Source organism: Ferruginibacter yonginensis (genome assembly GCF_042651465.1).
Classification (GTDB): Bacteria; Bacteroidota; Bacteroidia; order Chitinophagales; family Chitinophagaceae; genus Ferruginibacter; species Ferruginibacter yonginensis.
The window spans coordinates 1085276-1110168 of sequence record NZ_JBHSCZ010000001.1; the positions used below are offsets into that span (position 1 = coordinate 1085276).

Consider the following 24893-nt stretch of genomic DNA (forward strand, 5'->3'; position numbering starts at 1 on the left):
CGCAACCTGTACTATTTGTTGCATGGTATTAAAATGCTAAAAAGCGGCGGGATGGACAGTAGTACCGCCAACTGTAGCGTAGCGAAAGACGGCGTACTACCAACAGCCCGAACTGCAGTTGAATAATGCACCAATGCCGACCGCCCCAAATAAAAAACCCCAACACTTTACATGTTGAGGCCGTTTTGGTTTTAATATATGTAAGCCCTAAGCAGTTACTTTTGGAGCGGCTGCTAAAATTTCAGCAGATACGCCATCAGCGTACTTTTTAAAATTGTTTACAAATAATTGAGCTAAGTTGTTTGCTTTTTCGTCATAATAAGTAGCATCAGCCCATGTGTTACGTGGGTTCAAAATTTCTGATGGTACGTTCGGACAAGTAGTAGGCATTTGCATACCAAATACTGGGTGTGCTTCAAATGCAACATTATCTAATGCGCCTTCTAACGCAGCGGTAATCATTGCTCTTGTGTAAGGTAATTTCATACGTTGACCAACCCCATAAGGGCCGCCACTCCAACCTGTATTAATTAACCAAACATTTACGTTGGTATCTTTCATTTTGTTACCCAACATTTCGGCATATTTACCGGGGTGTAATGGTAAAAACGGAGCACCAAAACATGCACTAAATGTAGCCGTTGGCTCTTTTACACCAGCTTCAGTACCTGCTACTTTAGCGGTGTAGCCACTAATGAACTGGTACATAGCTTGACCCGGTGTTAGTTTACTAATGGGCGGTAAAATACCATACGCATCAGCCGTTAAAAAGAAAATATTTTTAGGCGTACTACCAATTGATGGCTCAATGGCATTGCTAATAAAATGTAATGGATAGCTAATACGGGTATTTTCAGTTATAGCTTTGCTAGCAAAATCGATTGTGTTGGTGCCCGGCAAAAAAGTTACGTTTTCAACCAAAGCACCTGGGCGTATAGCGTTGTAAATTTCTGGCTCTTTTTCAGCACTTAAATCAATCAATTTAGCATAGCAGCCACCTTCAAAATTAAAGACGGTATCTGGCGTCCAACCATGTTCATCATCACCAATTAATTTACGGTTAGGATCAGCACTGAGAGTAGTTTTACCCGTACCACTTAAACCAAAGAAAATGGCGGTATCGCCTGCTGCACCAATATTGGCAGAGCAATGCATGCTTAATACATTTTTTTGATGCGGTAAGATGAAATTAAGGATGGTGAATATACCTTTTTTCATTTCGCCAGTGTAGCCTGTACCACCTATTAAAATTGTTTTTTTGGTGAAACTTACCATAGCAAAGTTATGTTGACGAGTACCATCAACAGCAGGATCTGCTTTAAATGAGGGTGCTTGAAGTATGGTCCACTCTGGTTTAAAACCATGAAGCTCCTCATCAGTTGGTCGTAAAAACATATTGTAAGCAAACAAATTGCTCCAAGGGTTTTCATTAACCACACGAATATTTAAACGATATGTAGGGTCTGCACATGCATAAGCATCTCTAACCCATAACTCTTTTTGACCCAAATACTGTAACAACTTTTGATGCATGTTATCAAAAACCTCAGGTGTAATAGCAATGTTGAAGTCGTTCCAATTTACTGCATCAGCTGTAAGTGCATCTTTAACGGTAAATTTATCTTTAGGACTTCTACCAGTGAATTCACCCGTGTTAATGAGCAACGCACCTGTATCGTTTAATACACCTTCGCCTCTTTGTAGAGTAGCTTCAGTAAGTTGTGTGGGGGTTAACTGGTAATGAACTTTTTGGGTAGTATGAATACCTGTTTCGGCCAAAATATCATTGACTGTTTCAAGCATTGTTGATACTGACATATCATGTATTGTTTAGTGAGGGTGCAAATGTAGCTTAAGTATGAGTGCTAGCAAATTTTGATTAAGTGTAAAAATTTAAAAAATTATTAAAATATAACAAAAAAGCGAAGGATAAATAGATATTTTCTAAATAAAAATAATAAAATAAATTATTTTCTAAAGAACTGCCTAAATATTTCATATAAAACTACTTTATAGCAATTATTAATTAAAAAAAATGCAATAACTAGGCCGCCAAGTTTTACTTTATTATCAAAGCAATAAACTGCTTCATTTAACTTTATACATTAAAAATTTTTATATGAAAACAGTGGGACTTGTAGGTGGTACAGGATGGGTATCAACAATAGATTATTATAGATACATGAATCAGTTGGTTTTTGAGAAAACAGCACAACAAAGCACTGCTAAGGTTTTGGTACACTCTGTAAACTATCCACCCATTGCTGCATTAACGGCAGCCAACAAATGGGATGAAATAGCCATTATTATATCAAATGCAGCTAAGGGATTGGTAACTGCTGGCGCCGATTGTATTTTACTATGTGCTAATACCATGCACCATATTGCACCACATGTAGCTGGTACAATAGATGTACCACTTATACACATTGCCGAAGTAACAGCCAAAGCTATTCAAGAGCAAACAATTAATAAAGTAGCATTACTTGGTACAAAATATACAATGAACCTCCCCTTTTTTAAAGATATTTTATTTGAAATGGGTATTGAAACTTTGGTACCAGATGAAGAGGACCGCATTTTAATAAATGATAGTATTTATAAAGAATTATCGTTGGGTATTGTTACCGATGCTACCAAAAATATGTACGCAACCATTATTGAAAAAATGACAGCTAAAGGAGCAGCAGGCATTATAGCTGGTTGTACAGAAATACCAATGGTAGTGCAACAAAGTGATTTTGATATACCTATTTTTGATACAACTTATTTACATGCACAAGCTGCAGTAAAATTTGCCTTGTCATAAAAATGCGTCAGGGATTTCAATATTGAAATCCCTGACGCTTACTTAATTAAGAATATTAAAACTGCATTTCTTTTACACTATCACTCACTTTTAAAGGAGCTGCTGTTTTTTGTATAACTTCATCAACAGTAACACCCGGTGCTACTTCAATTAATAAAAAACCTGTTGGGGTAACATCGATCACTGCCAAATCAGTTACTATTTTTTTTACGCAATTGGTACCTGTTAAAGGCAACGTACAGTTTTTCAACAATTTACTTTCACCAGCTGGGTTGGTATGCATCATAGCCACAATTATGTTTTTGGCACTTGCTACCAAATCCATAGCTCCACCCATACCTTTTACCATTTTACCGGGTATTTTCCAATTAGCAATATCACCCTTTTCACTAACCTCCATTGCACCCAAAACGGTTAGGTTTATTTTGCCAGAACGAATCATTCCGAAGCTCAATGCACTGTCAAAAATAGAGGAGCCTGGTAAAGTTGTAATGGTTTGTTTACCTGCATTGATTAAATCAGCATCTTCATGGCCCTCAACAGGAAAAGGCCCCATGCCCAATAAACCATTTTCACTTTGCAATACTACATTCATACCAGCAGGTATATAATTGGCAACCAAAGTTGGTATACCAATACCGAGGTTTACATAAAAACCATCTTGCAGCTCTTGTGCAATTCGTTGAGCAATTTGAAATTTATTTAATGCCATAAAAAATTATTTTTGAAAGCGAACAACGCTTGTGCATTATTGAAGTTTATGATTTTTTTTGAACAGTACGTTGTTCAATTCTTTTTTCGTAATGACTACCTTGAAAAATGGCATGTACATAAATGCCTGGTGTATGTATAAAATTAGGATCTAAAGTACCATCAGGCACTAACTCTTCAACCTCAGCAATAGTATACTTTGCTGCCATAGCCATTAAAGGGTTGAAATTACGTGCTGTATCTTTATAAATTAAATTACCTTGATGATCGCCTTTCCAAGCTTTCACAATGGCAACATCTGCCTCAAAAGCATATTCCATTAGGTAATCTTTGCCATTAAAATTTCGTACTTCTTTACCTACGGCTACTTCGGTACCTACACCTGCAGGTGTAAAAATTGCAGGCATACCATAGCCAGCTGCCATGCAACGTGTAGCCAATGTGCCTTGTGGTATTAACTCAACTTCTAATTCGCCAGAAAGGAGTTGACGCTCAAATTCAGCATTTTCACCAACATAAGAAGCAATCATTTTTTTTACTTGCTTTTGCTGCAACATTAAACCAATACCAAAATCATCAACACCTGCATTGTTTGAAATACAGGTTAAATTTTTAACGCCTTTGGCCACCAAAGCAGCAATACAGTTTTCAGGTATACCACATAAACCAAAACCGCCCAACATGAGGGTTTGACCATCTTGAATATCTTTTATTGCTTCGTCAGCGTTATTCTTTATTTTGTTCATTCTTTACTTTTAATAAATTTTTGTACCGCTCACTCTGTTTTCGGGTATTTTGATGGGTCATGATAGAATCTAAAATAGGGCGCATTAATTCTTCATGCTCGATGTAATACTTATAACTATTGTAGAAGGTACTTTTATCAGTTTGGTATTTCTTAAATATTTTCTCTTGAATAACTAAATTTTCTTTTTCTAAATCAAGTAAGGTATCCTTTGCTAAATATTCTTTAGTAAAGGCATCGGCCATAAATTGATCTAATAATATGGCCTCCATTTTAGCTGGAGGCAAAATATCGTTAGGAGCCTTATTATTACAACTTGATAAAGCTACAATCAAACAAAATAATAAAATTAATTGCTTCATTATTTCAAGCCTTCTTTATAGTTATTTGCATTGGTAACATCAAGCCTAGTGAGTAGTTCAATAGCTTTGGCTTTATCCTGAGGGAGTGCTTTTGAAAATACTTTTATCAACTCATTAGATTTTCCTTGAAAGAAAAACTGATTGATCATGGTATTAGGGTTTTCGTTGTTAAAAACCGCTAATTGATTTAATACATTGATGATTTCTGACCGAGCTGTATTTTCATCATCGTACAATTTATCAAGCCCTAAACGATAATAATTATAGTACACATCATTCATGATGGCGTATCGGGTATTGAGCATATTATCTACCAACCAATACCTGTTTCTAATACCATCAAATGCTTTCCAACCTTTAATACCTCTTCCATCAGGCGCATTGTTAACGATATTTTGAGCTTTTAAGAAGTTTGCTTCGCCACCTCTTATTGCAAATGATTCATTATCAAAAGCTATAATCATGTTGGCATAATAAGCAAATATGGCTGTAAGGTTTGAGAGTTGTGCATCAGAACCAGTAACCCGATTGTCGTTAAATTCTAATTGCTGAAATTCAATGTATTTAAAAATGATATCATCATCTTTAAAATTAATGATGGGCGATAAATAGTTGGTATTATACACCGGACGAGCCACCTGTATGGTGAGTGAGCCACTGTAAACATTTAATTCTTCTGTTGATTGTATATTTAAAAAGAAGGTACAGTCAATTTTTTCATTGGGTGCATATGCATCTTTACTCCATTTTCTATTATTTAAAAAATTGTTGAGTGCATTTTGTAAGGTTAAAAAAGTATTTTTATTAACGGTATTGTTTACCTGCGCTGCTGATACGGTTACCCTTGCATTGAGCTCTTGTGCATAACCGTAAAAACTTGCAACAGTAAAAATAATGACACTTACTATTTTTTGCATATTAGTGGTTTAATATTGTATGGATGATATCATGAGCTACCGCTTCTTTAGTTTTTGTTTCAAAAGATGTTACTGTACCTCCTTTACTAAATATGGTAATTTTATTGGTGTCTTTCCCAAAACCAGCATCTTTATCTTTCATGGAATTAAGCACTATAAAATCAGCATTTTTTTGTTGCAATTTAAGCAATGCATATTCATTTTCATTATTGGTTTCTAAAGCAAAACCGACCAATATTTGATGATCTTTTTTTATGGTGCCTAAATGTTTTAATATATCGGGTGTTTTGGTAAAGGCTATATTTAGGTTTTGATCAGACTTTTTTATTTTTTCTGTTGCTACATGAACAGGGGTATAATCTGCCACTGCAGCACACATGATAGCAATATCGGTTTTATCAAAAACATGAATACAGGCATCCATCATTTGTTGGGCAGTAACCACTCGTACTATATTGGTGTTTGGTGGTACCACTTCATTGGTTGGGCCCAGCACCAAGGTTACAGTAGCGCCACGTTGGTAACAAGCAGTTGCTAAGGCTATACCCATTTTACCTGTACTGTGGTTACTGATATACCTTACAGGGTCAATAGCTTCTTGTGTAGGACCAGCCGTTATCAATACAGTTTTACCTTGTAGGTCATTACTGTCTTGAAAATATTGGTTCAAGTAATCAACGATGTATTCAGGCTCGGCCATGCGACCTTCACCCATTAACCCACTTGCCAAAAACCCATTTGCTACAGGTATAATGGTATTTCCAAAACTGGCAAGTTTTTCAATATTTTGTTTGGTAGATGAATGATGCCACATATCTTCATCCATAGCAGGTGCAATCATTACTTTACAGGTGGCTGATAAATAAATGGCTTGTAAAATATTATCACAAATACCATGAGCCATTTTAGCGATAGTATTACAACTAGCAGGGGCTATCACCATTACATCGGCCCAACGGCCAAGCATTACATGGTTACTCCAAGTATCTTCTTCAAATAAATGTGTAAGCACTTTATTATTTGATAGGGTTGATAATGTGAGAGGCGTAATAAAATGGGTAGCAGCTTTCGTCATTACTACTTTAACGATTGCACCATTTTTTACCAATAGTCTAGTTAGTGCAGCTGCCTTATACGCAGCTATACTTCCTGAAACGCCTAATAGAATTTTTTTTCCTTGCAGCATAAATAAAAAACGACGGCAAAACCGTCGTTAAAATTATAAATAATTACTTGAATGCCATCTGTAAAACTGAATATTAACTAAAAAGATCTTCATCATTTCTACGGAAGTAAACTTTATCTTCCAAAAACTCAGTAGTAGCTAATAAAGCCGCATTAGGCATACGCTCATAAGCCCTTGAAATTTCAATTTGTTCTTTATTCTCATGAATTTCTTCTAGGCTATCAGTATGGCTAGCAAACTCTTCTAATTTACTGTGCAACTCTTCTTTAACACTGATGTTAATTTGATTTGCTCTTTTTGCCATTACTGCAATTGATTCGTATAAATTACCTGTTTTATCTTTCATATCAGATAATTTCTTTGGCTCAACACTGCTACTTGTGTTAGAGCTTAGCTGACGGCGTAGTTTGCTCATTTGTAAGTTCTTTTATTTGTTTTTTACTTAAATTACTGTAATCTTCAGCCTCTTTCAATAATTTGCTTTCAGGAAATCGATCAGCAAAATCAGAATATTCTGTAGTTACTTTTTCAAAACGTTCTTGTTGTTTTTCAGTAATACTTAATTTTGCGAATTTGTAGTACGACTTTACAACCATTAATTTATATTGATCACCTTTTGGTGATTCAGGGAAATTATTTAATAAATTGTCGAATGCAATACCGGCTGATCTGTATTGCCCTAAATTATAATACAATTGTGCAGCCCTTTCTTCTTTTAGCTCAAGCTTAGCCCTACCCTCATCAATAATATCAGATGCTTGTTTGTTACGGGGCGATCCTGGATGCGTATTAATAAACGTTTGCATCATATTCATCGCCTTCAATGTATTGGTTTGCTCTAATTCAATTTTCGGGCTTTCCTTAAAATAACAATACGCTCTTGTAAAATCAACTTCTTCTGCTCTCGGGCTATTCGGAAATACTTCTAAATAACCTTTAAACAGGTTTTCTGCATCTTTATATTGCTTATCATAATAAAAGCAAAATGCATATTTGTAATATAGATCTTCAAATTTTTCAGACCCTTTCATTGCAGGAAACAATTCTTCGTATAATAACTGGGCATTACGGTACTTCTTTTTAGCATAGTATTCGTCAGCTTTCTGCAATTTGTAGTTTATATCTGTACTCTTTTGGATTTTACTAAACTTACTGCAAGAGGTTGCCCCCGCTAAAATACCAACAATAAAAAATAACTTGAAAATCGACTTCATAAAGAGTTGTAAAATTAGCAATTTTTTTTCAAATGTCTACTAATAATATTTAGCTTCCAAAATAAGTACGTTAATGTAATTGTAATAAAACAAGTAATCAATTCATTATTAAAGTTGATGGCAAAAAAAAGCCCTTCTAAAAAGAAGGGCTTTCGTTATTAAGCAAAATATTGATATTAGTTAGATTTGATATCAACAGTGTTTTTGTTAGTACCATCACCAACTTCGCAGTTAGTTGAGATACGATCAGCACTGATACCTTCTTTTTCTACTAAGTAATTTTTGATAGCTTCGTTACGCTTGTTACATACTGCTTGAGATGCTTTAGAAGCCTCAGGGTAACCATTTACAGTAATAGAACATGTAGGGTTAGCTTTTAACTTAGAAGCAACAGTAGCTAACATTGCTTTAGCATCGTTACTCAATGTTTGAACATTTCCTTTGAAAGTTAAACTTGGGTAATCGCTAGGGCAAGTAACCGGTGGAACAACTACTGCATTTTTGCAACATGCAGGCTCTGGACATTTACCAATACCATCAGCATCTACTGGTTGACACTCTGTAGGCGTAATTAATTGCTTGTCTTTACAATCTGGAACACCATCACCATCAGTATCTTTAGTTACACCGTGTGTATCAACAGGGCAACCAGCTGGAGTGTTTGGTTCACGATCTAATTGATCAACTACACCATCACCATCAGCATCTTCGTAAGATGGTTTTGGTAATTTCATGTGCTTAGGCGTATTTAATTCGCTGTAAGCATAATCTAATGGGTTTAACCAGTATAAAGGCTCAACAGATTTACCCCCTAAGTTAAAGTTTAAACCAACTGATGCATAGTTGTATGAATCAAAATCTCTTGTTTCAGCAGCATCACCAACTGGGTTTTCTTGGTATTGTTGACCATCCAATAAATCATCCTTAATTAATGTGAAACGCTCTTCAATAGCTAAATTAATTCTTTTACCTAACTTGAATGCAACACCGGCAATTAAAGTACCAGATGGTTTTAAAGTATTGCTACCTAACTTAGGACGAGTACCACTTCTGTTAATGTTATTTTGGCCAGCACTTTCATAAGTATCATCCATTCCGTTTTTCAATTCCTTTAAAATATCTTTACGGTTTTTGTAGAAACTTTCGCCAGTTGCAGCATATTTATTAAAAACATTTCTAAACAAAGTTGCGTAGTTTCCGCCGCCATTTCCATCATTTAAAGCGTTTACTTTTGTTTCATATAAACTAGCACCAAAACCAGCACCAACATAAATATTGAAACCAGTTTTAGCTTTGTGGAATCTTACATTGTTCAAAGTAAAAATACCTTGTAAACTTAAATCCTGCACTTTTGTTTTGTAATTGTAAAATACGTAGTCAGCATTACCAGTGGTAGTAGTTGTGGCGTTTGCATTTACGATAGGACCAGCTTGTGTACGCAATGGTGCAAAATAACCAGCATTTCTCCATGGATCATTTTTGTAAAAGTTGTTAGAACCTTTCCAGTTCATACCCTTACCAATACCATTAACATATTGTAATCTTAAAGAGAACAAATAACCCAATGCTTTTCTTACGTGAATTCCAAAGTTAGGCGCTGTAAAAGGACGAGATGAAACGTCACCACTCACAGTAAAAATACCTGTACTCACACCAACTTCCCACATGTTACGAGGTTTAGCTGGAAATGAATAGTTGTTATTCCAGAACTCGTTTTGTTGACCCATTTTTTTGCTTGGAACAACTGATGAATCGTAGATGCTGTATCCACCATTCATATAACCGTTGTTTGCACCCTCAGTTTGTGCAATCGCACTCACCGAAACAAGCATTAAAAGGGTTACTAATAATTTTAACTTTTTGCTTACCATAACTTAATAATTGTTGAATTTTCGAAAATTTTCTGATTGATTAATTGCAAATGTATACAACTGTGTTAAATGTACAAAGTTTTTTTATCATTTCTTTATAATTTAACCTTGGCGTAATTTGTTATCTTATGACATCATAATCACTTGGTTAGTTGCATAAAACGAAAAAAAATATATTATTTACATAAAACACACATTATTACCAATAAGCTATCTTAAATTGCCATTTTAAATCATTGGATGAAAGGTATTACAGCAATTATTGGTGAGGAGTTAAAAGTATTTGAATCAAAATTTTCAGATGCGGTTAAAAGTAATACCCCCTTATTAGATACGGTGATGAAGTACATCATCAAAAGAAAAGGCAAACAACTCCGCCCCATGTTTGTGTTTTTAAGTGCCAAATTACATGGGCCCATAAATGAAAGTACCTACCGTGCAGCTGCCTTGGTTGAAATGTTACACACAGCCACCCTTGTGCATGATGATGTGGTAGATGAATCAATGGAACGCCGAGGTTTTTTTTCTATAAATGCAGTTTGGAAAAATAAAATTGCGGTTTTGGTAGGCGACTACCTATTGTCAAAAGGCTTATTACTTTCAACTGATAACAATGAGTTTGAACAATTAAGGATATTATCTGGCGCCATTAAACAAATGAGTGAAGGCGAATTGTTACAAATTGAAAAAACCCGAAAATTAAATATTGACGAAGCTGTATATTTTGAAATTATTAAAAATAAAACAGCTTCACTTTTATCATCTGCCTGTGGCGTAGGAGCTTATAGCACCACCCAAAATAAAGACATTTGCGAACAAATGAAATTATTTGGCGAAAAAACAGGCATCGCCTTTCAAATTAAAGATGACTTATTTGATTATGGTACCGATAATGTTGGCAAACCCACCGGTAACGATATTCAAGAAAAGAAAATGACCCTACCCCTCATTTATACCCTTAACAATGTAGATAATGCTACCATGAGAAAAATTATTTATATTGTAAAAAATAACAATCGAGATAAGCAAAAAGTACAATGGGTAATTGATACAGTAGTAAAAACTGGCGGTATACAATATGCTACTGAAAAAATGATGGAGTATAGAGATGCTGCCATTACCATTTTAGATCATTACCCCGATTCGCCTGTAAAAACTGCTTTAAAAGATTTGGTATTTTACACTACCGATAGAAAATTTTAATGCCGTGCAAAAACGTTGGAAAATACTACCCTTTAATGATGAAACCGTTACATCATTACACCGCTACTTAAAAGTAAGCCCTAGCATTTGTAAAATTTTATCGCAGCGTTCCATTACTACTTTTGAAACTGCGAAAGATTATTTTGTACCAGCCTTGAGTGCCCTGCATGATCCTTTTTTAATGAAGGATATGCAAAAAGCTGTTGATAGAATTATACAAGCTTTCAACAACAAAGAGCAAATATTGGTATTTGGTGATTATGATGTAGACGGCACTACATCTGTAGCTAGCATGTATAGCTTTTTGTGTGAGGTGTACGATGCCAATTTAATAGATTTTTATATTCCACACCGTTATAGAGAAGGCTATGGAGTGAGCAAAGCAGGTATCGACTTTGCAGCAGCTAAAGGTATTACACTAATCATTTGTTTAGATTGTGGCGTAAAGTCTGTTGAGCTCATTGCTTATGCCAAAACATTAGGTATCGATTTTATTGTTTGCGACCACCATTTACCCGGCCCCGTTTTACCAGATGCCGCCGCTATTTTAAATGCCAAACAAGCTGATTGTGCCTACCCTTACAAAGAACTGTGCGGCTGTGGCGTAGGTTTTAAATTAATGACCGCCCTTACACAACAATTGCACCTTTCTGAAAAAATATTATACAGCTATCTTGATTTAGTGGCTATTGCAATAGCTGCAGATATTGTACCCATGACAGGCGAAAACCGCATTTTGGCTTACCATGGCTTACAAAAAATTAATAGCAACCCCTTACCAGGCATTAAAGCATTGATGGAATTAGCTGGCATACAAAAAGCCATGAGTATTACCAACGTGGTATTTGTAATTGCACCAAGGGTAAACGCAGCCGGCCGAATGGATGATGCCAAAAAAGCTGTACAACTATTTATTGAAAAAGATGTTGAAAAGGCAAAAGCTTTTGCAGATATGTTGCATGCTGATAATAAAGATAGAAAAGAAGCCGATAGTACCATTACTGAAGATGCTTTGGAAATAATAAAAGAAGATGCAGCACTGCAACTTAAAAAAACTTGTGTTGTGTACAATGAACATTGGCATAAAGGTGTAGTGGGTATTGTGGCTAGTAGGCTTATTGAGCATTACCACCGCCCCACTATTGTATTAACCAAAAGTGGAGAACACATTGCAGGGAGTGCCCGTAGTGTACCTGGTTTTAATTTATATGAAGCCATTTATGAGTGTAAAGATTTATTAATTGCTTACGGCGGTCATTTTGCAGCAGCAGGTTTAACCTTAGCCAAAGAAAACTTAGCAGCCTTTACTGATAAATTTGAAAGTGTAGTGGCGGCCACTATACCTGATGAATTGTTGGTGCCAGAAATTATTATTGATGCACAAATTGACTTTAGTGAAATCAAAGAAAGCTTTTACAACATATTATGTAGAATGGAACCATTTGGACCAGAAAATATGCGACCTGTATTTATTACTAAAAATTGTAAGGATGCCGGTTATTCAAAAGTTTTAAAAGAAGCCCATATAAAATTTATTGTGCAACAGAACGATGTAACCGTAACAGGTATAGGATTTAATATGGCACATCAATTTCATTTGTTACAAAACAACCAACCTGTTGATATTGTTTATACTTTAGATGAAAACGAATGGAATGGTCATAAAACCATCCAATTAAAAGTTATTGATTTTAAACCATCATCAACCCATTAAATTATTTTATTGCAACCATTTTTTCAATACCTCAAGTACTTTTTTTACATAGCCCGTAACTGGAGTATATCAATCGCCATCCACATTATTCGAAATGAAATAAAAGGTGAAAAAAAATATGGCATTAATACCACCGGTGCAGATGAATTAAAATCATTAGCAAAAATGGGTATTGATATTACACATGCTACTATTTACATGCCTGTGTCGTATGATGTTATTGAACATTTTTTTGATAAGGCTCATATACAGCAATGCCAACATTTTTTAGATATTGGTTGTGGTAAAGGCAGGGCTTTGTGTGTGGCTGCAGCTATGGGTGCTACCAAATTGAGTGGTATTGAGTTATCAAAGGCATTGTTTATGGAGGCCAAAGCAAACACAGCTATTACACAACAACAGTACCCAAATACACAAATCAATTTATACCATAACGATGCTTTTTATTTTGAAATTGCAGCTGATGTTGATTGTATTTTAATGTTCAACCCGTTTGATGAAGTGATTATGAGTGGCGTAATGGAAAATATTGATATTAGTTTGGCAAACAATCCTCGTAAAATGACCATTATTTACATCAACCCACTTGAAAAACAAGTATTGCAATCATTTGGTTACAAACAAGTATACTACTACAAAGAAAAAATATATTTAGAGGGCGCCATTTTTGAAAAATAAAATAGCCTACACAAAGTGCAGGCTATTAATATCACAAACAAATAGACTTTAGTTTTCCATTATTTCAACACTGCGGCTGATGAATTGTGTTAAATTTTTACCAGTTAACAAACCTTGTGAAAGCAACGCCAAATCAGCAAGGTTACGCACTAATTTTTCTTTTTGTGCAGCTTCAGTATTACTTAAAATACTTCTGAATATGCTGTGGTTACCGTTTACGGTTAACGTTACTTCATCTGGCATTTGAGCATAAAAAGCAGCCATACCGCCACCTACAGCAGCCATATCTTTCATTCTACGCATTTGCTCTGGCCTAGTAGCGGTTACAGGTGGTGCATCAGCACTTAACCCTTTTACTTCTACGGTTATATGAAGTCCGTCTTGCGGTTGTTCAAATAATTTTTTCAAAGTATCGGCTTCATCGTTGGTTAATACGCTTTCAGCAGCATCGGTTTTATCAATTAAATTATCTGCAATATCAGCATCTACCCTAGTGAAAATAAAATCGTTCCACTTCATTTCAACAGTGTTGATAAATGCCGCATCTACCAAGGTTTCCATCTTTACCACTACATAACCTTTGGCATTGGCTTGGGTAATGTAAGCATCTTGCTGTACCGGATTGGTACTATATAAAATAACCTGTTTACCATCTTTATTTTTTTGTGCTGCAGTAGCTGAAATATATTCTTCTTTGGTATAGAATTTACCTTGGGTATCTTCCATTATAAAGAAACTATTGGCTTTGTCTAAAAACTTATCATCGGTCATCATACCATACTTCACAAATAAACCTAGGCTCTCCCATTTTTGTTCGAACTCGGTACGTTCGTTTCTAAAAATTTCGTCTAATTTATCAGCCACTTTTTTTGTGATATGGGCATTGATTTTTTTAACGTTAGGGTCGCCTTGTAGGTAACTTCTACTCACATTTAATGGAATATCCGGACTATCAATTACACCATGCAACAACATTAAAAACTCTGGAACAATGTCTTTTACCTCATCTGTAACAAATACTTGGTTGCTATATAATTGAATTTTATTTTTTTGTATTTCGTGGCTTTGTTTAATTTTTGGGAAATACAAAATACCAGTTAGGTTAAACGGATAATCAACATTCAAATGAATCCAAAATAAAGGTGTTTCACTGAAAGGATATAGCTCTCTGTAAAAATTTTCGTAATCTTCTTTGGTTAAATCGGCTGGCTTTTTGGTCCAAGCTGGTGTAGTATTATTGATGGCTTTAGGCTCAACAAGCGCCTCTCCTTCCTTAGGTGCTTCAACTGTTTCGTTTACATCTTTAAAATAGATTGGTACAGGTAAAAACTTACAAAACTTTTCAAGCGTTTCTTTTACTTTATAAGCGTTTAAAAAGTCTTTACTTTCTTCGTTAATATGTAAAATAATATCGGTGCCTCTAAAAGCTCTTTCGGCAGGGGTTAATGAAAACTCTGGACTACCATCACACTCCCAACGTACAGCGGCTGCGCCTTCTTTAAAACTTTTGGTTACAACGGCTACTCTTTCACTTACCATAAATGATGAGTAAAAACCTAAACCAAAATGCCCGATGATGTTGTTTTCGTTTTGGCCTTTGTATTTTTCTAAAAATTCTTCTGCACCACTAAAAGCTACTTGGTTGAGGTATTTGTCTACTTCCTCTTCCGTCATACCAACCCCTCTATCACTGATGGTTAATGTTTTATTGGTAGCATCGAGTGTAATATCAATACGCAATTCGCCTAAATCGCCTTTTGCTTCGCCGATAGATGATAATGTTTTTATTTTCTGCGTAGCATCTACTGCATTACTGACAAGTTCACGGATAAAAATGTCATGCTCACTGTATAAAAATTTCTTTATAATAGGGAAAATGTTTTCTGTTTGTACCCTAATATTACCTTTTTGCATAATAAATGAACGTTTTGTTTAACTAACCACTATCTGTCAAATAGAATACCACAGGCATATTGCGGAAAATCTGTCAGTTGTCGTAAACTAATTGTTACTTCATGTAAATAGCCATTTTTGCTTGCATTTTTAGTTTACTTTCGCACCTTAAAAAAATAATTTATGAAGTATGTTTACGCAATTGTAATGCTTTTTGTAAGCATTATGTGTAATGCACAAACAGATGTGAGTTGGGACTTTGGAACCACCGCAGCCAATGGCAGTCCATCTGCCGGTGTACCTGTTACAAACCTTACTATTAGTGCTTTAGCGCAAGGCAATAACAATGGTACTACCACTTTGCTCACCACTGCCAGTGCCTCAACAGGTTATACAGGCGCTAGTGGCCAATTTAATGCAGGTGCAGCAGCAAGAATTGGCGCTATAAATACTGCTGCTTCGGGAAGTGCTTATTTTGAGTTTAGCTTAACCCCAGCTGCTGGCAGTGTAGTAACTCTAAATAATATAAGCTTCGGTACAAGATCAACTGGTACAGGCCCACAAGCTTATACCATACGTACAAGCAATGATAATTACGTTGCAGATGTAGCCACGGGCACCATCGCTAACAACTCTGCTTGGTCATTAAAATCAAATACAACCAATATTTCAAGTGGAACAGGTGCCGTAATCACTTTTAGAATTTATGGACATAATGGCGCAGGTTCTCCTGGCGCAGGTACCGCCAACTGGCGTATTGATGATTTAAAAATAAATGTTACCGTTGCAGGTGGTGGGGCTGATGTTACACCGCCTACCATTACTACATTAACACCTGCTGATAATGCTACCAACGTTTCAACAGGTACCAATTTAAGCATCAACTTTAGTGAACCAATTATAAAAAATACAGGTAATATTATCATCAAAAAAATAAGTGATAATAGTACAGTACAAACTATTGATGTAACGAGTGCGGCAGTAACAACTACTACCAACAACGCTAGCATTACTATCAATGCCTTACAACCCGGTACGGCTTACTACATAAATATTGATGCAACAGCATTTAAAGATGCAGCAGACAATTTATTTGCAGGTATTAATGATAACAGCACATGGAATTTTACAACAGGTACTACTATTTACAATTATAATTTTAATACTTGTACATCGGCTTTATCTGATGGTTTTACTGCCTTTAGTGTAACCGGACCACAAGTATGGGCTTGTACCACTTTTGGACACGATGCTGCTAACCCAAGTGCTAGTGCAGCGAATGGCGTACAAATCAATGGTTTTGCTAGTGGCTCAAATGTTATTAATGAAGATTGGTTGATTAGTCCTGCATTCAATTTAGTAGGTACCCAATTCCCTTTATTATCATTTTGGAGCAGAACAGCTTTTAATGGTACTCCTTTAAAATTAAGGGTATCAACCAACTACCCTGGTACGGGTAACCCTAATAACTTTACTTGGGTTGATTTGAATGGTCAATTTCCTGTACAAGCAAGCGATATTTGGACGTTGAGTCAAAACATCAATTTAAGTGCTTATAAAACTGCGAATACTTACATTGCTTTTGTATATAACTCAACTGATGATGATGGGGCTAGATGGACTTTAGATGATATTAAAATTGATAACTCACCAATAGCACCTCCTGCTACTTTAACACCTAGTACAGGTGAAATTAATTTTGGGTTTGTACCAAACGGTAACGCCTTGGTGAAGACGATGAATTTTGTTGGCAATGATATTACTGGCGGTGTAACCGTAACAGCTAATGGTAACTTCTTAATTTCAAAAACCAATGGTAGTTTCACCAATAGCATTAGTTATACACAAGCAGAAGCCAATAATATTTCACAAACGGTATATGTTCAATTTACACCAACAGCTGTAAACCAAAACTTTACAGGTACTATAACTTATAGCACACCTGGTGTTGCTGATACAGTTATTGTAACCAGAGGTAATAGCATTGATGCTGCTAGTACTTTAGATGTTGTTAACTGGAACATTGAATGGTTTGGTTCAACAACTTTAGGCCCAACCAACGACAACCAACAAGAGCAAAATATTAAAACGATTTTGCAAAACTTAAATGCAGATGTATATGCATTAGAAGAAGTGGTAAGTGAACCAAGGTTGGCGAATATTGTGAGCCAAATGCCAGGTTATAGTTATGTATTGAGTAATTATGGCTCATACACCAACCCTAACCAACCAGGGGCTGGCCCATTATCAGAAGCACAAAAATTAGGCATGATTTACAAAACTTCGTTGTTCCCAGGTGGTGTAACTACACAAGCTTTGTTATCAGCTGGTATCAATAGTGCTGCTGATATTAGTAACCCTGCTTATAATTGGTATGCAAGTGGGCGTTTCCCTTTTATGGTAACAGGTACTACCACCTTAAATGGCGTTACTAAAACTGTACGTTTTGTAATTGTACATGCAAAGGCTAATACATCGCCTACCTTAACATCATATAACAGAAGAAAAGCAGGAAACGATTCATTAAGAACTTTCTTAAACAATAACTTCCCTAATGATAATATCATTATGTTGGGTGATTTTAATGATGATTTAGATTCTACTATTACTGCTGGTATAACGCCTAAATTATCATCATACAAACAATTTATTGATGATGCAGGTAATTACTTTTCACCAACATTGGCATTGAGTTTAGCAGGTAAAAAATCAACAGTAAGTTATAATGATGTAATTGATCATGTATTACTTTCAAATGAAATGAAGTGTAATTATTTAACAAACTCTGCTAGTATATTAACAGATGTTACGTCATTGGTAACCAACTATGGTACCACCACCACGGATCACTATCCGGTATATACTCGTTATTTATTTCAACCAACTTCAAGTGCTACAATCAGCTACGCAGGTACACCTTATTGCAGTAATGCAGGTACAGCTAACGTAACACTAACAGGTACCACGGGTGGTACATTTAGTGCGCCAACGGGTTTAGTTATTAACCCTACAACCGGCGCTGTTAACTTAAGTGCTAGTACACCTGGCAGTTATGTAGTTACTTATACCATAGCTGCTATTGATGCTTGTAACCCAGCATTTAGCACTACGGCAACTATTGTAATTAATGCAGCACCAAATGCTAGCTTTAGTTATGCAGGTACGCCTTATTGCAGCAATGCAGGTACAGCCAACGTTACTTTTACAGGTACTACTGGTGGTACATTTAGTGCACCAACGGGTTTAGTTATTAACCCAACAACCGGCGCTGTAAATACAACTACAAGTATTGCAGGTGCTTATGTGGTTACTTATACTGTAGCCGCTAATGGTGGTTGTGCCGTTTTTACCACTACTGCAACTATTGTAATTAATGCAGCACCATCAGCTACCATTAGTTATGCTGGCACACCTTATTGTAGTAATGCTGGTACGGCTACAGTAACTAGAACAGGTACTGCTGGTGGCAGTTATACCGCTGGCACAGGTTTAAGCATTAATGCAACTACTGGTGATATCAACATTGCTGCTAGTACACCGGGTACTTATACCGTTACATATACCATTGCTGCTAATGGCGGTTGTGCAACGTTTAGCACTACGGCTACTGTTACTATAAATGCTGCACCTAGTGCTACCATTAGTTACGCAGGCACACCTTATTGTGCCAACGCAGGTACTGCTTCTGTAACAAGAACGGGTACTGCAGGTGGTACTTATACAGCTGCAACAGGTTTAAGTATTAATGCTAGTACTGGTGATATTAATATTGCTGCTAGTACTCCGGGTAGCTATACCGTTACATACACCATTGCTGCTAATGGTGGTTGTGCTACATTTAGTACTACAGCTCCAGTTGTAATCAATACTTTATCAACAGCACCAACAGCTGCTACAACAAGTGCTACACAAATTTGTGGTACTTCTGGCACTGTAACATTAACGGCAGTAGGCGGTACTTTAGGTACTGGCGCTAGCTACAAATGGTACGCTGCTAGTTGTGGTGGCACATTAGTAGGTACGGGTGCAGTATTAAATAATGTTGTGGTTACTACCACCACCACTTACTTTGTAAGAATTGAAGGTGTTTGTAACACCACCGCTTGTGCAAGTGTAACTGTAAATGTTGCACCTACACCAGTTATTACTGTTACTGCAACACCTAGTACAGGTGTAACACCAAGCACTCCTGTAACCTTAACTGCTTCGGTAACACCATCAAATAATAATTATTTTTATCAGTGGGTTAAAAATGGTACTACTATTTTAAACGCTACTGGCAACAGTATAGTTGTAACTGCTAGTGAAGCAGGTAATTATGTGGTGAATGTAACACAACAAAATAGCTGTGGTGCTTCATCTAGCAATGTATTTGTAAACTCAGCCGTTGCTGATGTTGCTTTTGTTTTCCCTAACCCTAACCGTGGTATTTTTAATGTAGCATTTAATAATGGCGGTACCAATTTAAATGGCAGAACGGTTACTGTTTATGATAATAAAGGCAGTAGGGTTTTTGAAAAAGTATATAATAACAATGTTCCATTCAGTAATATGAAAGTTGATATTAGTCAACATGCAAAAGGACAATATTTTATTATTGTAAGAGATGCACAAGGCAAGAAGATTGCAGAAAGTACAGTAGTTGTTTTATAAAACAGTTACACCTTTCCATAAAAAAACGCCTCCAAATGGAGGCGTTTTTTTATACTTTAATAATTTCAATATCATCATCATGCAACAACGGAATATTTTTAAAACGCAAAATTATATTGGCAGTGGTTACAATGTCTTTTTGACAATACGTTGCTATTCTTTCTAAATTAATTTGTTGTTGTGCCGCATCTTGTTCATGAAACAAAGGCCCCACCATGCTGCCATCAATATCATCTTTTGAAGAGGGTACCCCCATTGCTGCTGCTAATAATTTTAAAGAGGTATAGTTTTTATAATCACCAAAACGCCAATATTGAAAAGTATCAACAATGTTGGTTTCCCATGGTTTCATATTTTGAAAATCGAGGTAGGCTGGTACTTTTAACTGGTTTACTAACAAACGCCTGCAAATAAATGGAATATCAAACTCTTTTATATTATGGCCAGCAAAACACCATTTGCTGTTAAAACTTTCTATTTTGTTGATGGTTTGTAAAAAGTTTTTTAAGATGGTGGCTTCATCATTTCCGTAAAATGATTTTACCCTCATTTTTAAATGTTGTTCTTTAATAAAATACCCAATACTAATGCATACAATTTTTGAAAATTCCGCCATTACACCCGCCCTATTTTCATAAAATGCAGCAGGGCTACTGTTGTCAGGCACAAGCCTGCTAACTTTTTCTGTCCATAATGCTTGCCACATAGGCGACAATTGTTCAAATGTTGGGGCTACTGACGCCGTTTCAATGTCAATTATAATAAGGTCTTCCGTACGAATATGTTGCATAGTTATATTAGATTAGATGATAAATATAATAAAAAATAAAAAACCGTCTAATGGGCTATTAGACGGTTTTTATATATGTGGAGTGCTATTATTAAAAAGTAATACCTGCTGAAATTTGAATAGCTTGGTTTTTCCAAGTTTGGCGGTCATCAATATTATTAATATCAGAAAAACCTATTTTGTAACGGGCACTTATGTTGACTAATGGGAGCTGAATCCATAAACCGCCGATACCGCTCCATTCACCATTTTTAAATACATCTCCTTTATTTTTTAAGCTATCAACTGTTTGGCTTAACAACGCTCCATATGAAGGACCAAACTGTAATTTCACTCTTTTTGATTCACCAAGGTTTATGTTCAACAATACGGGCACTTCTAAATAATCGAGTTTTGCTTTATGTTGGTTACCTCCATTAAATATATCATCATATACATTGTTGGGGTCGTTACTAAATTCAGAAGATGTTTGTACAAAGCTTAACTCAGGTTGAATACCCACTCTTTTAGAGAAATTAATTTGCATAAAACCCCCACCTTGAAAATTATAGTTAAAACCTGATTTGTATGCCTGGCCCGTAATTTTATTGATGTTTACACCAGCTTTTACACCAAATCGTAATAAACCTTCTCTTTCACTTGGAATAATTTTTTGTGCGGTAACGGCTTGCGTAGCTAATAACGTAGTAGCCACTACACTAGCTAGTTTCCATGATTTTACAAAGGATGTTATGGTTGTCATATATAATTAAATTTAGGGTGATATTACTAAAATCATACCAAGTTTACCAACGCCCATTACGCCAATAATAACCATTACCCCTACGCACCCAGTAACCTGGTTTGTATACTACTTTACCTCTTGGTGGTATGGCATAGTATCCTGGGTGGTATACATAGGTACGGCCACTACGAATATAATTACCATCTACCCAAACATAACGTGGACCCGGAGGCGCTGGCCTTGTAACCACGGCTACTGGTGGCTTTGCTACTACTACTCTTGGTGCACAACTGCTAAATATTGTAATGACAACAATTAAAATGCTCAATACCCAAGTTATTTTTTTCATACATCAAATTTTATTAGGTAGACTTTAATTTGAGTGTGAAGTTTAAAATTTGGATATTATTTTAACATTTAAGGTAAGGTAGTAAAATTGATACGTGGGCCATAGGTAGTGCCTTCACTATTGGTAGCATAGGCTTTTACGTAATAAGTTGTATTGGGCTGTAAGCCAGTAATAGCGGTAACAAAGCTACCTACATTGGTACCAACACTTGTTTTATCGTTTGCAGTAGTTGGGTTAATAGTAGTGCTCCAACACACCCCTGATGCGGTAAGTGGTGCACCTCCGTCTGACGTAATGGTACCGCCTGAATTTGCAGATGTACTCGTAATCCCTGCAGCAGCATCTGTTACTGTAACCGTTGGTGGTTTTTTGGTAGCGCCAGTACCGGTGTTACTGTTATTGGTATCATCTTTACCACATGCAGTTATTTGCAAAAGGCTGTTTAATAACATAAAACCTGCCGCTATTTTAATACCGTATTGCTTCATTTTTTATTTCAAAAATAGCTGATATAAATCAAAAATAAAACACAAAAAACCCGTTCAAGTAAATTGAACGGGTTCATTTTATGCGTTAATAAAGATTACTCTTCAATCTTCATTTTACCTTTAGATTTTGCAATTACTTCTTCTGCAACGTTGTTTGGTGCAGGTGCATAGTTGCTAAACTCCATGGTTGATGTTGCACGTCCAGATGATAATGAACGCAATTGGGTTACATAACCAAACATTTCACTTAATGGAACCTTTGCTTTGATTACTTGTACACCATGTTTGCTATCCATACCTTCTAACATACCTCTACGACGGTTTAAATCGCCTGTTACATCACCCATGTATTGATCAGGTGTTAACACTTCTACCTTCATAATTGGCTCAAGCAATACTGGTTTTGCTTTACGACCAGCTTCTCTAAAACCTTGCTTAGCACACAATTCAAATGAGATGGCATCACTATCCACATCATGGTAGCTACCGTCAAAAATTCTCACTTTCATGTCTACCATTGGGTAACCAGCTAATACACCATTGTTCATACAAGCGGTAAAACCTTTAATAATTGGGGCAATAAATTCTTTTGGAATACTACCACCAAAAATTTCGTTTACAAACTGCATACCGCCTAATGGGTTTTCTTTCAACCATTCTTCATCAGCAGGGCCAATTTCAAATGCGATATCACCGAATTTACCACGACCACCCGTTTGTTTTTTATAGGTTTCTCTGTGTTGTACACTAGCACGGAAGGCTTCTTTGTACGCCACCATTGGAGCACCTTGGTTAATTTCTACTTTGAATTCACGTTTCATTCTATCTACAATGATTTCAAGGTGTAATTCACCCATACCACTTAAGATGGTTTGACCAGTTTCTTCATCCGTTTTAACACGTAAAGTAGGATCTTCTTCTACCAATTTAGCAATTGCCATACCCATTTTATCAACATCAGCTTGCGTTTTAGGCTCAACTGCAATTGAAATTACCGGCTCAGGGAAGGTCATAGATTCTAATACAATTGGGTTATCTTCATTACATAAAGTATCACCCGTTTTAATATCTTTAAAACCTACTGCTGCACCAATATCACCTGCTTCAATAAAATCAACAGGGTTTTGCTTGTTCGCATGCATCTGCATAATACGGCTGATACGTTCGTTTTTACCCGTACGAGCATTTAATACGTAGCTACCTGCATCTAAACGACCAGAGTATGCACGGAAGAATGCCAAACGACCTACGAAAGGATCGGTCATAATTTTGAATGCCAACGCACTAAATGGTTCTTTAGGATCAGCTTTACGAATCAATTCAGCACCAGTATCTGGGTGTGTACCTTTTACCGCTTCAATATCTAAAGGACCCGGTAAGTAACGTACTACCGCATCTAAAGCTGTTTGAACACCTTTGTTTTTGAAAGATGAACCACACATCATTGGAATGATCGAAATATCAATTGTAGCTTTACGAATCGCTTCATGCATTTCTGCTTCGGTGATTGAGTTTGGATCATCAAAGAATTTCTCTAATAATTTCTCATCGTATTCTGCTACAGCTTCTACTAATTCTTGACGGTATTGATCTACCTCTTCTTTCATATCATCCGGAATAGGCACTTCTTGGAAAGTCATACCCTTATCAGCTTCGTTCCATACAATACCCTTCATGGTAATTAAATCTACCACACCTTTGAAGTTATCTTCAGCACCAATTGGTAATTGTAAAGGCACGGCTTTAGCGCCTAACATTTCACGAACTTGTTTTACCACGTTCAAGAAATCAGCACCGCTACGGTCCATTTTGTTTACGAAACCGATACGAGGAACTTTGTAACGGTTTGCTTGACGCCAAACTGTTTCAGATTGTGGCTCTACACCAGATACGGCGCAGAACAATGCTAATAAACCATCTAATACACGTAAAGAACGCTCTACCTCTACGGTAAAATCCACGTGACCTGGAGTATCAATAATGTTGAATTTGTATTGTTTGGTTTCAGGTGTTTTTTGACCTTGTACCATTGGGAAGTTCCAAAAGCAAGTAGTAGCCGCACTAGTGATAGTGATACCTCTTTCTTGTTCTTGAGCCATCCAGTCCATCGTAGCGCCACCGTCATGTACTTCACCTATTTTATGGTTTACACCAGTGTAGTAAAGAATACGCTCCGTGGTAGTGGTTTTGCCGGCATCAATATGCGCTGCAATACCAAAGTTTCGTTGATAACGTAAATCTGCCATTGTGTTTTATTTAGTATTAATATTTAAAAATTTGATATATAAAACATCCATTTGGGGGGATGATTTTTTTTTGATTGCACTTAACTTTTTAAAAGTTTTGTGAGTGTTTGCAGTATACTGCATAGTTTACCCGTAGTGGGTTAGGGTTGTTATGGCCTAACTGTGGGTGATATGTGTGGTTAAACTCTCATATAGTGCTAAATTGTTCAGCGCCATCCTTATTTGCTGAAGCTTTTAGCGCCGCAAATGTACAAAGGTATTTTTGAATTTCCAAATAGTAGGGTTGGTGGGTGAATAGGAGGTTTGTAAAGGGTACATTTTCATTATATATGGAAGCTCA

20 protein-coding genes are annotated in these 24893 nt (G+C 36.2%); 5 read left to right on the top strand and 15 right to left on the bottom strand.

Annotated elements, in window-relative coordinates; translation table 11 throughout:
- Positions 1-207: 207 nt before the first annotated feature.
- Positions 208-1818 carry a phosphoenolpyruvate carboxykinase (ATP) gene (pckA, locus tag ACFOWM_RS04745; protein ID WP_379707531.1) on the bottom strand — a complete coding sequence of 537 codons (1611 nt, stop codon included), beginning with the start codon at positions 1816-1818 and terminating at the stop codon, positions 208-210.
- A 301-nt stretch (positions 1819-2119) separates the two neighbouring features.
- On the opposite strand from pckA, the gene ACFOWM_RS04750 reads away from it, so the two are divergent.
- The gene (locus tag ACFOWM_RS04750) at positions 2120-2809 is read left to right on the top strand and encodes an aspartate/glutamate racemase family protein (RefSeq protein WP_379707532.1); all 690 of its coding nucleotides are present in this window, start codon (positions 2120-2122) and stop codon (positions 2807-2809) included.
- A 55-nt stretch (positions 2810-2864) separates the two neighbouring features.
- Here ACFOWM_RS04750 and ACFOWM_RS04755 read toward each other — a convergent pair whose 3' ends face one another.
- The 8 genes from ACFOWM_RS04755 to ACFOWM_RS04790 all read right to left on the bottom strand — a co-directional run bounded on the left by ACFOWM_RS04755 (position 2865) and on the right by ACFOWM_RS04790 (position 9815).
- On the bottom strand, positions 2865-3521 hold the full coding sequence (locus ACFOWM_RS04755) for a CoA transferase subunit B (protein WP_379707533.1): 657 nt from the start codon (positions 3519-3521) through the stop codon (positions 2865-2867).
- A 46-nt stretch (positions 3522-3567) separates the two neighbouring features.
- Complete coding sequence (locus tag ACFOWM_RS04760) at positions 3568-4266, bottom strand: CoA transferase subunit A (RefSeq protein ID WP_379707534.1); 699 nt, start codon at positions 4264-4266, stop codon at positions 3568-3570.
- Positions 4247-4627, bottom strand: a complete 381-nt coding sequence (locus tag ACFOWM_RS04765) for a DUF4296 domain-containing protein (RefSeq protein ID WP_379707535.1) — start codon at positions 4625-4627, stop codon at positions 4247-4249. Before ACFOWM_RS04765 ends, ACFOWM_RS04760 begins: the two co-directional genes overlap by 20 nt.
- Complete coding sequence (gene porD / locus ACFOWM_RS04770; RefSeq protein ID WP_379707536.1) at positions 4627-5544, bottom strand: type IX secretion system protein PorD; 918 nt, start codon at positions 5542-5544, stop codon at positions 4627-4629. Before porD ends, ACFOWM_RS04765 begins: the two co-directional genes overlap by 1 nt.
- Position 5545: 1 nt before the next feature.
- Positions 5546-6730: a bifunctional phosphopantothenoylcysteine decarboxylase/phosphopantothenate--cysteine ligase CoaBC gene (coaBC, locus tag ACFOWM_RS04775; RefSeq protein ID WP_379707537.1), complete on the bottom strand. Its 1185-nt coding sequence runs from the start codon at positions 6728-6730 to the stop codon at positions 5546-5548.
- 73 nt (positions 6731-6803) lie between these two features.
- Positions 6804-7145: a DNA-directed RNA polymerase subunit omega gene (locus tag ACFOWM_RS04780; RefSeq protein WP_379707538.1), complete on the bottom strand. Its 342-nt coding sequence runs from the start codon at positions 7143-7145 to the stop codon at positions 6804-6806.
- On the bottom strand, positions 7114-7944 hold the full coding sequence (locus ACFOWM_RS04785; protein WP_379707539.1) for an outer membrane protein assembly factor BamD: 831 nt from the start codon (positions 7942-7944) through the stop codon (positions 7114-7116). Before ACFOWM_RS04785 ends, ACFOWM_RS04780 begins: the two co-directional genes overlap by 32 nt.
- Positions 7945-8120: 176 nt before the next feature.
- Positions 8121-9815 carry an OmpA family protein gene (locus ACFOWM_RS04790; protein ID WP_379707540.1) on the bottom strand — a complete coding sequence of 565 codons (1695 nt, stop codon included), beginning with the start codon at positions 9813-9815 and terminating at the stop codon, positions 8121-8123.
- A 240-nt stretch (positions 9816-10055) separates the two neighbouring features.
- Between ACFOWM_RS04790 and ACFOWM_RS04795 the strand changes: the two genes are divergently transcribed.
- From ACFOWM_RS04795 to ACFOWM_RS04805, 3 genes are read left to right on the top strand one after another with little or no spacing between them, the layout of a single operon-like run.
- Positions 10056-11018, top strand: a complete 963-nt coding sequence (locus ACFOWM_RS04795) for a polyprenyl synthetase family protein (protein WP_379707541.1) — start codon at positions 10056-10058, stop codon at positions 11016-11018.
- Between the two features lie 4 nt (positions 11019-11022).
- Complete coding sequence (recJ, locus tag ACFOWM_RS04800) at positions 11023-12732, top strand: single-stranded-DNA-specific exonuclease RecJ (protein ID WP_379707542.1); 1710 nt, start codon at positions 11023-11025, stop codon at positions 12730-12732.
- A 9-nt stretch (positions 12733-12741) separates the two neighbouring features.
- Positions 12742-13410 carry a class I SAM-dependent methyltransferase gene (locus ACFOWM_RS04805; protein WP_379707543.1) on the top strand — a complete coding sequence of 223 codons (669 nt, stop codon included), beginning with the start codon at positions 12742-12744 and terminating at the stop codon, positions 13408-13410.
- A 48-nt stretch (positions 13411-13458) separates the two neighbouring features.
- Here ACFOWM_RS04805 and htpG read toward each other — a convergent pair whose 3' ends face one another.
- The gene (gene htpG, locus ACFOWM_RS04810) at positions 13459-15324 is read right to left on the bottom strand and encodes a molecular chaperone HtpG (protein WP_379707544.1); all 1866 of its coding nucleotides are present in this window, start codon (positions 15322-15324) and stop codon (positions 13459-13461) included.
- A gap of 162 nt (positions 15325-15486) precedes the next feature.
- On the opposite strand from htpG, the gene ACFOWM_RS04815 reads away from it, so the two are divergent.
- A complete protein-coding gene (locus tag ACFOWM_RS04815) occupies positions 15487-19956 on the top strand; it encodes an Ig-like domain-containing protein (RefSeq protein WP_379707545.1) in 4470 nt (1489 codons plus the stop codon).
- Positions 19957-20005: 49 nt separating this feature from the next.
- On the opposite strand, the gene ACFOWM_RS04820 is transcribed toward ACFOWM_RS04815, so the two are convergent.
- The 5 genes from ACFOWM_RS04820 to fusA form a co-directional block, all read right to left on the bottom strand.
- Positions 20006-20746, bottom strand: coding sequence for a ribonuclease H-like domain-containing protein (locus ACFOWM_RS04820; RefSeq protein ID WP_379707546.1), 741 nt, complete (start codon positions 20744-20746; stop codon positions 20006-20008).
- Positions 20747-20837: 91 nt separating this feature from the next.
- Complete coding sequence (locus ACFOWM_RS04825) at positions 20838-21488, bottom strand: porin family protein (RefSeq protein WP_379707547.1); 651 nt, start codon at positions 21486-21488, stop codon at positions 20838-20840.
- Positions 21489-21531: 43 nt separating this feature from the next.
- Entirely contained in the window at positions 21532-21819 is a 288-nt protein-coding gene (locus tag ACFOWM_RS04830; RefSeq protein ID WP_379707548.1) for a hypothetical protein, read from the bottom strand.
- Between the two features lie 68 nt (positions 21820-21887).
- The gene (locus ACFOWM_RS04835) at positions 21888-22307 is read right to left on the bottom strand and encodes a hypothetical protein (protein ID WP_379707549.1); all 420 of its coding nucleotides are present in this window, start codon (positions 22305-22307) and stop codon (positions 21888-21890) included.
- A 95-nt stretch (positions 22308-22402) separates the two neighbouring features.
- The gene (gene fusA / locus ACFOWM_RS04840) at positions 22403-24553 is read right to left on the bottom strand and encodes an elongation factor G (protein WP_379707550.1); all 2151 of its coding nucleotides are present in this window, start codon (positions 24551-24553) and stop codon (positions 22403-22405) included.
- Positions 24554-24893: the final 340 nt, after the last annotated feature.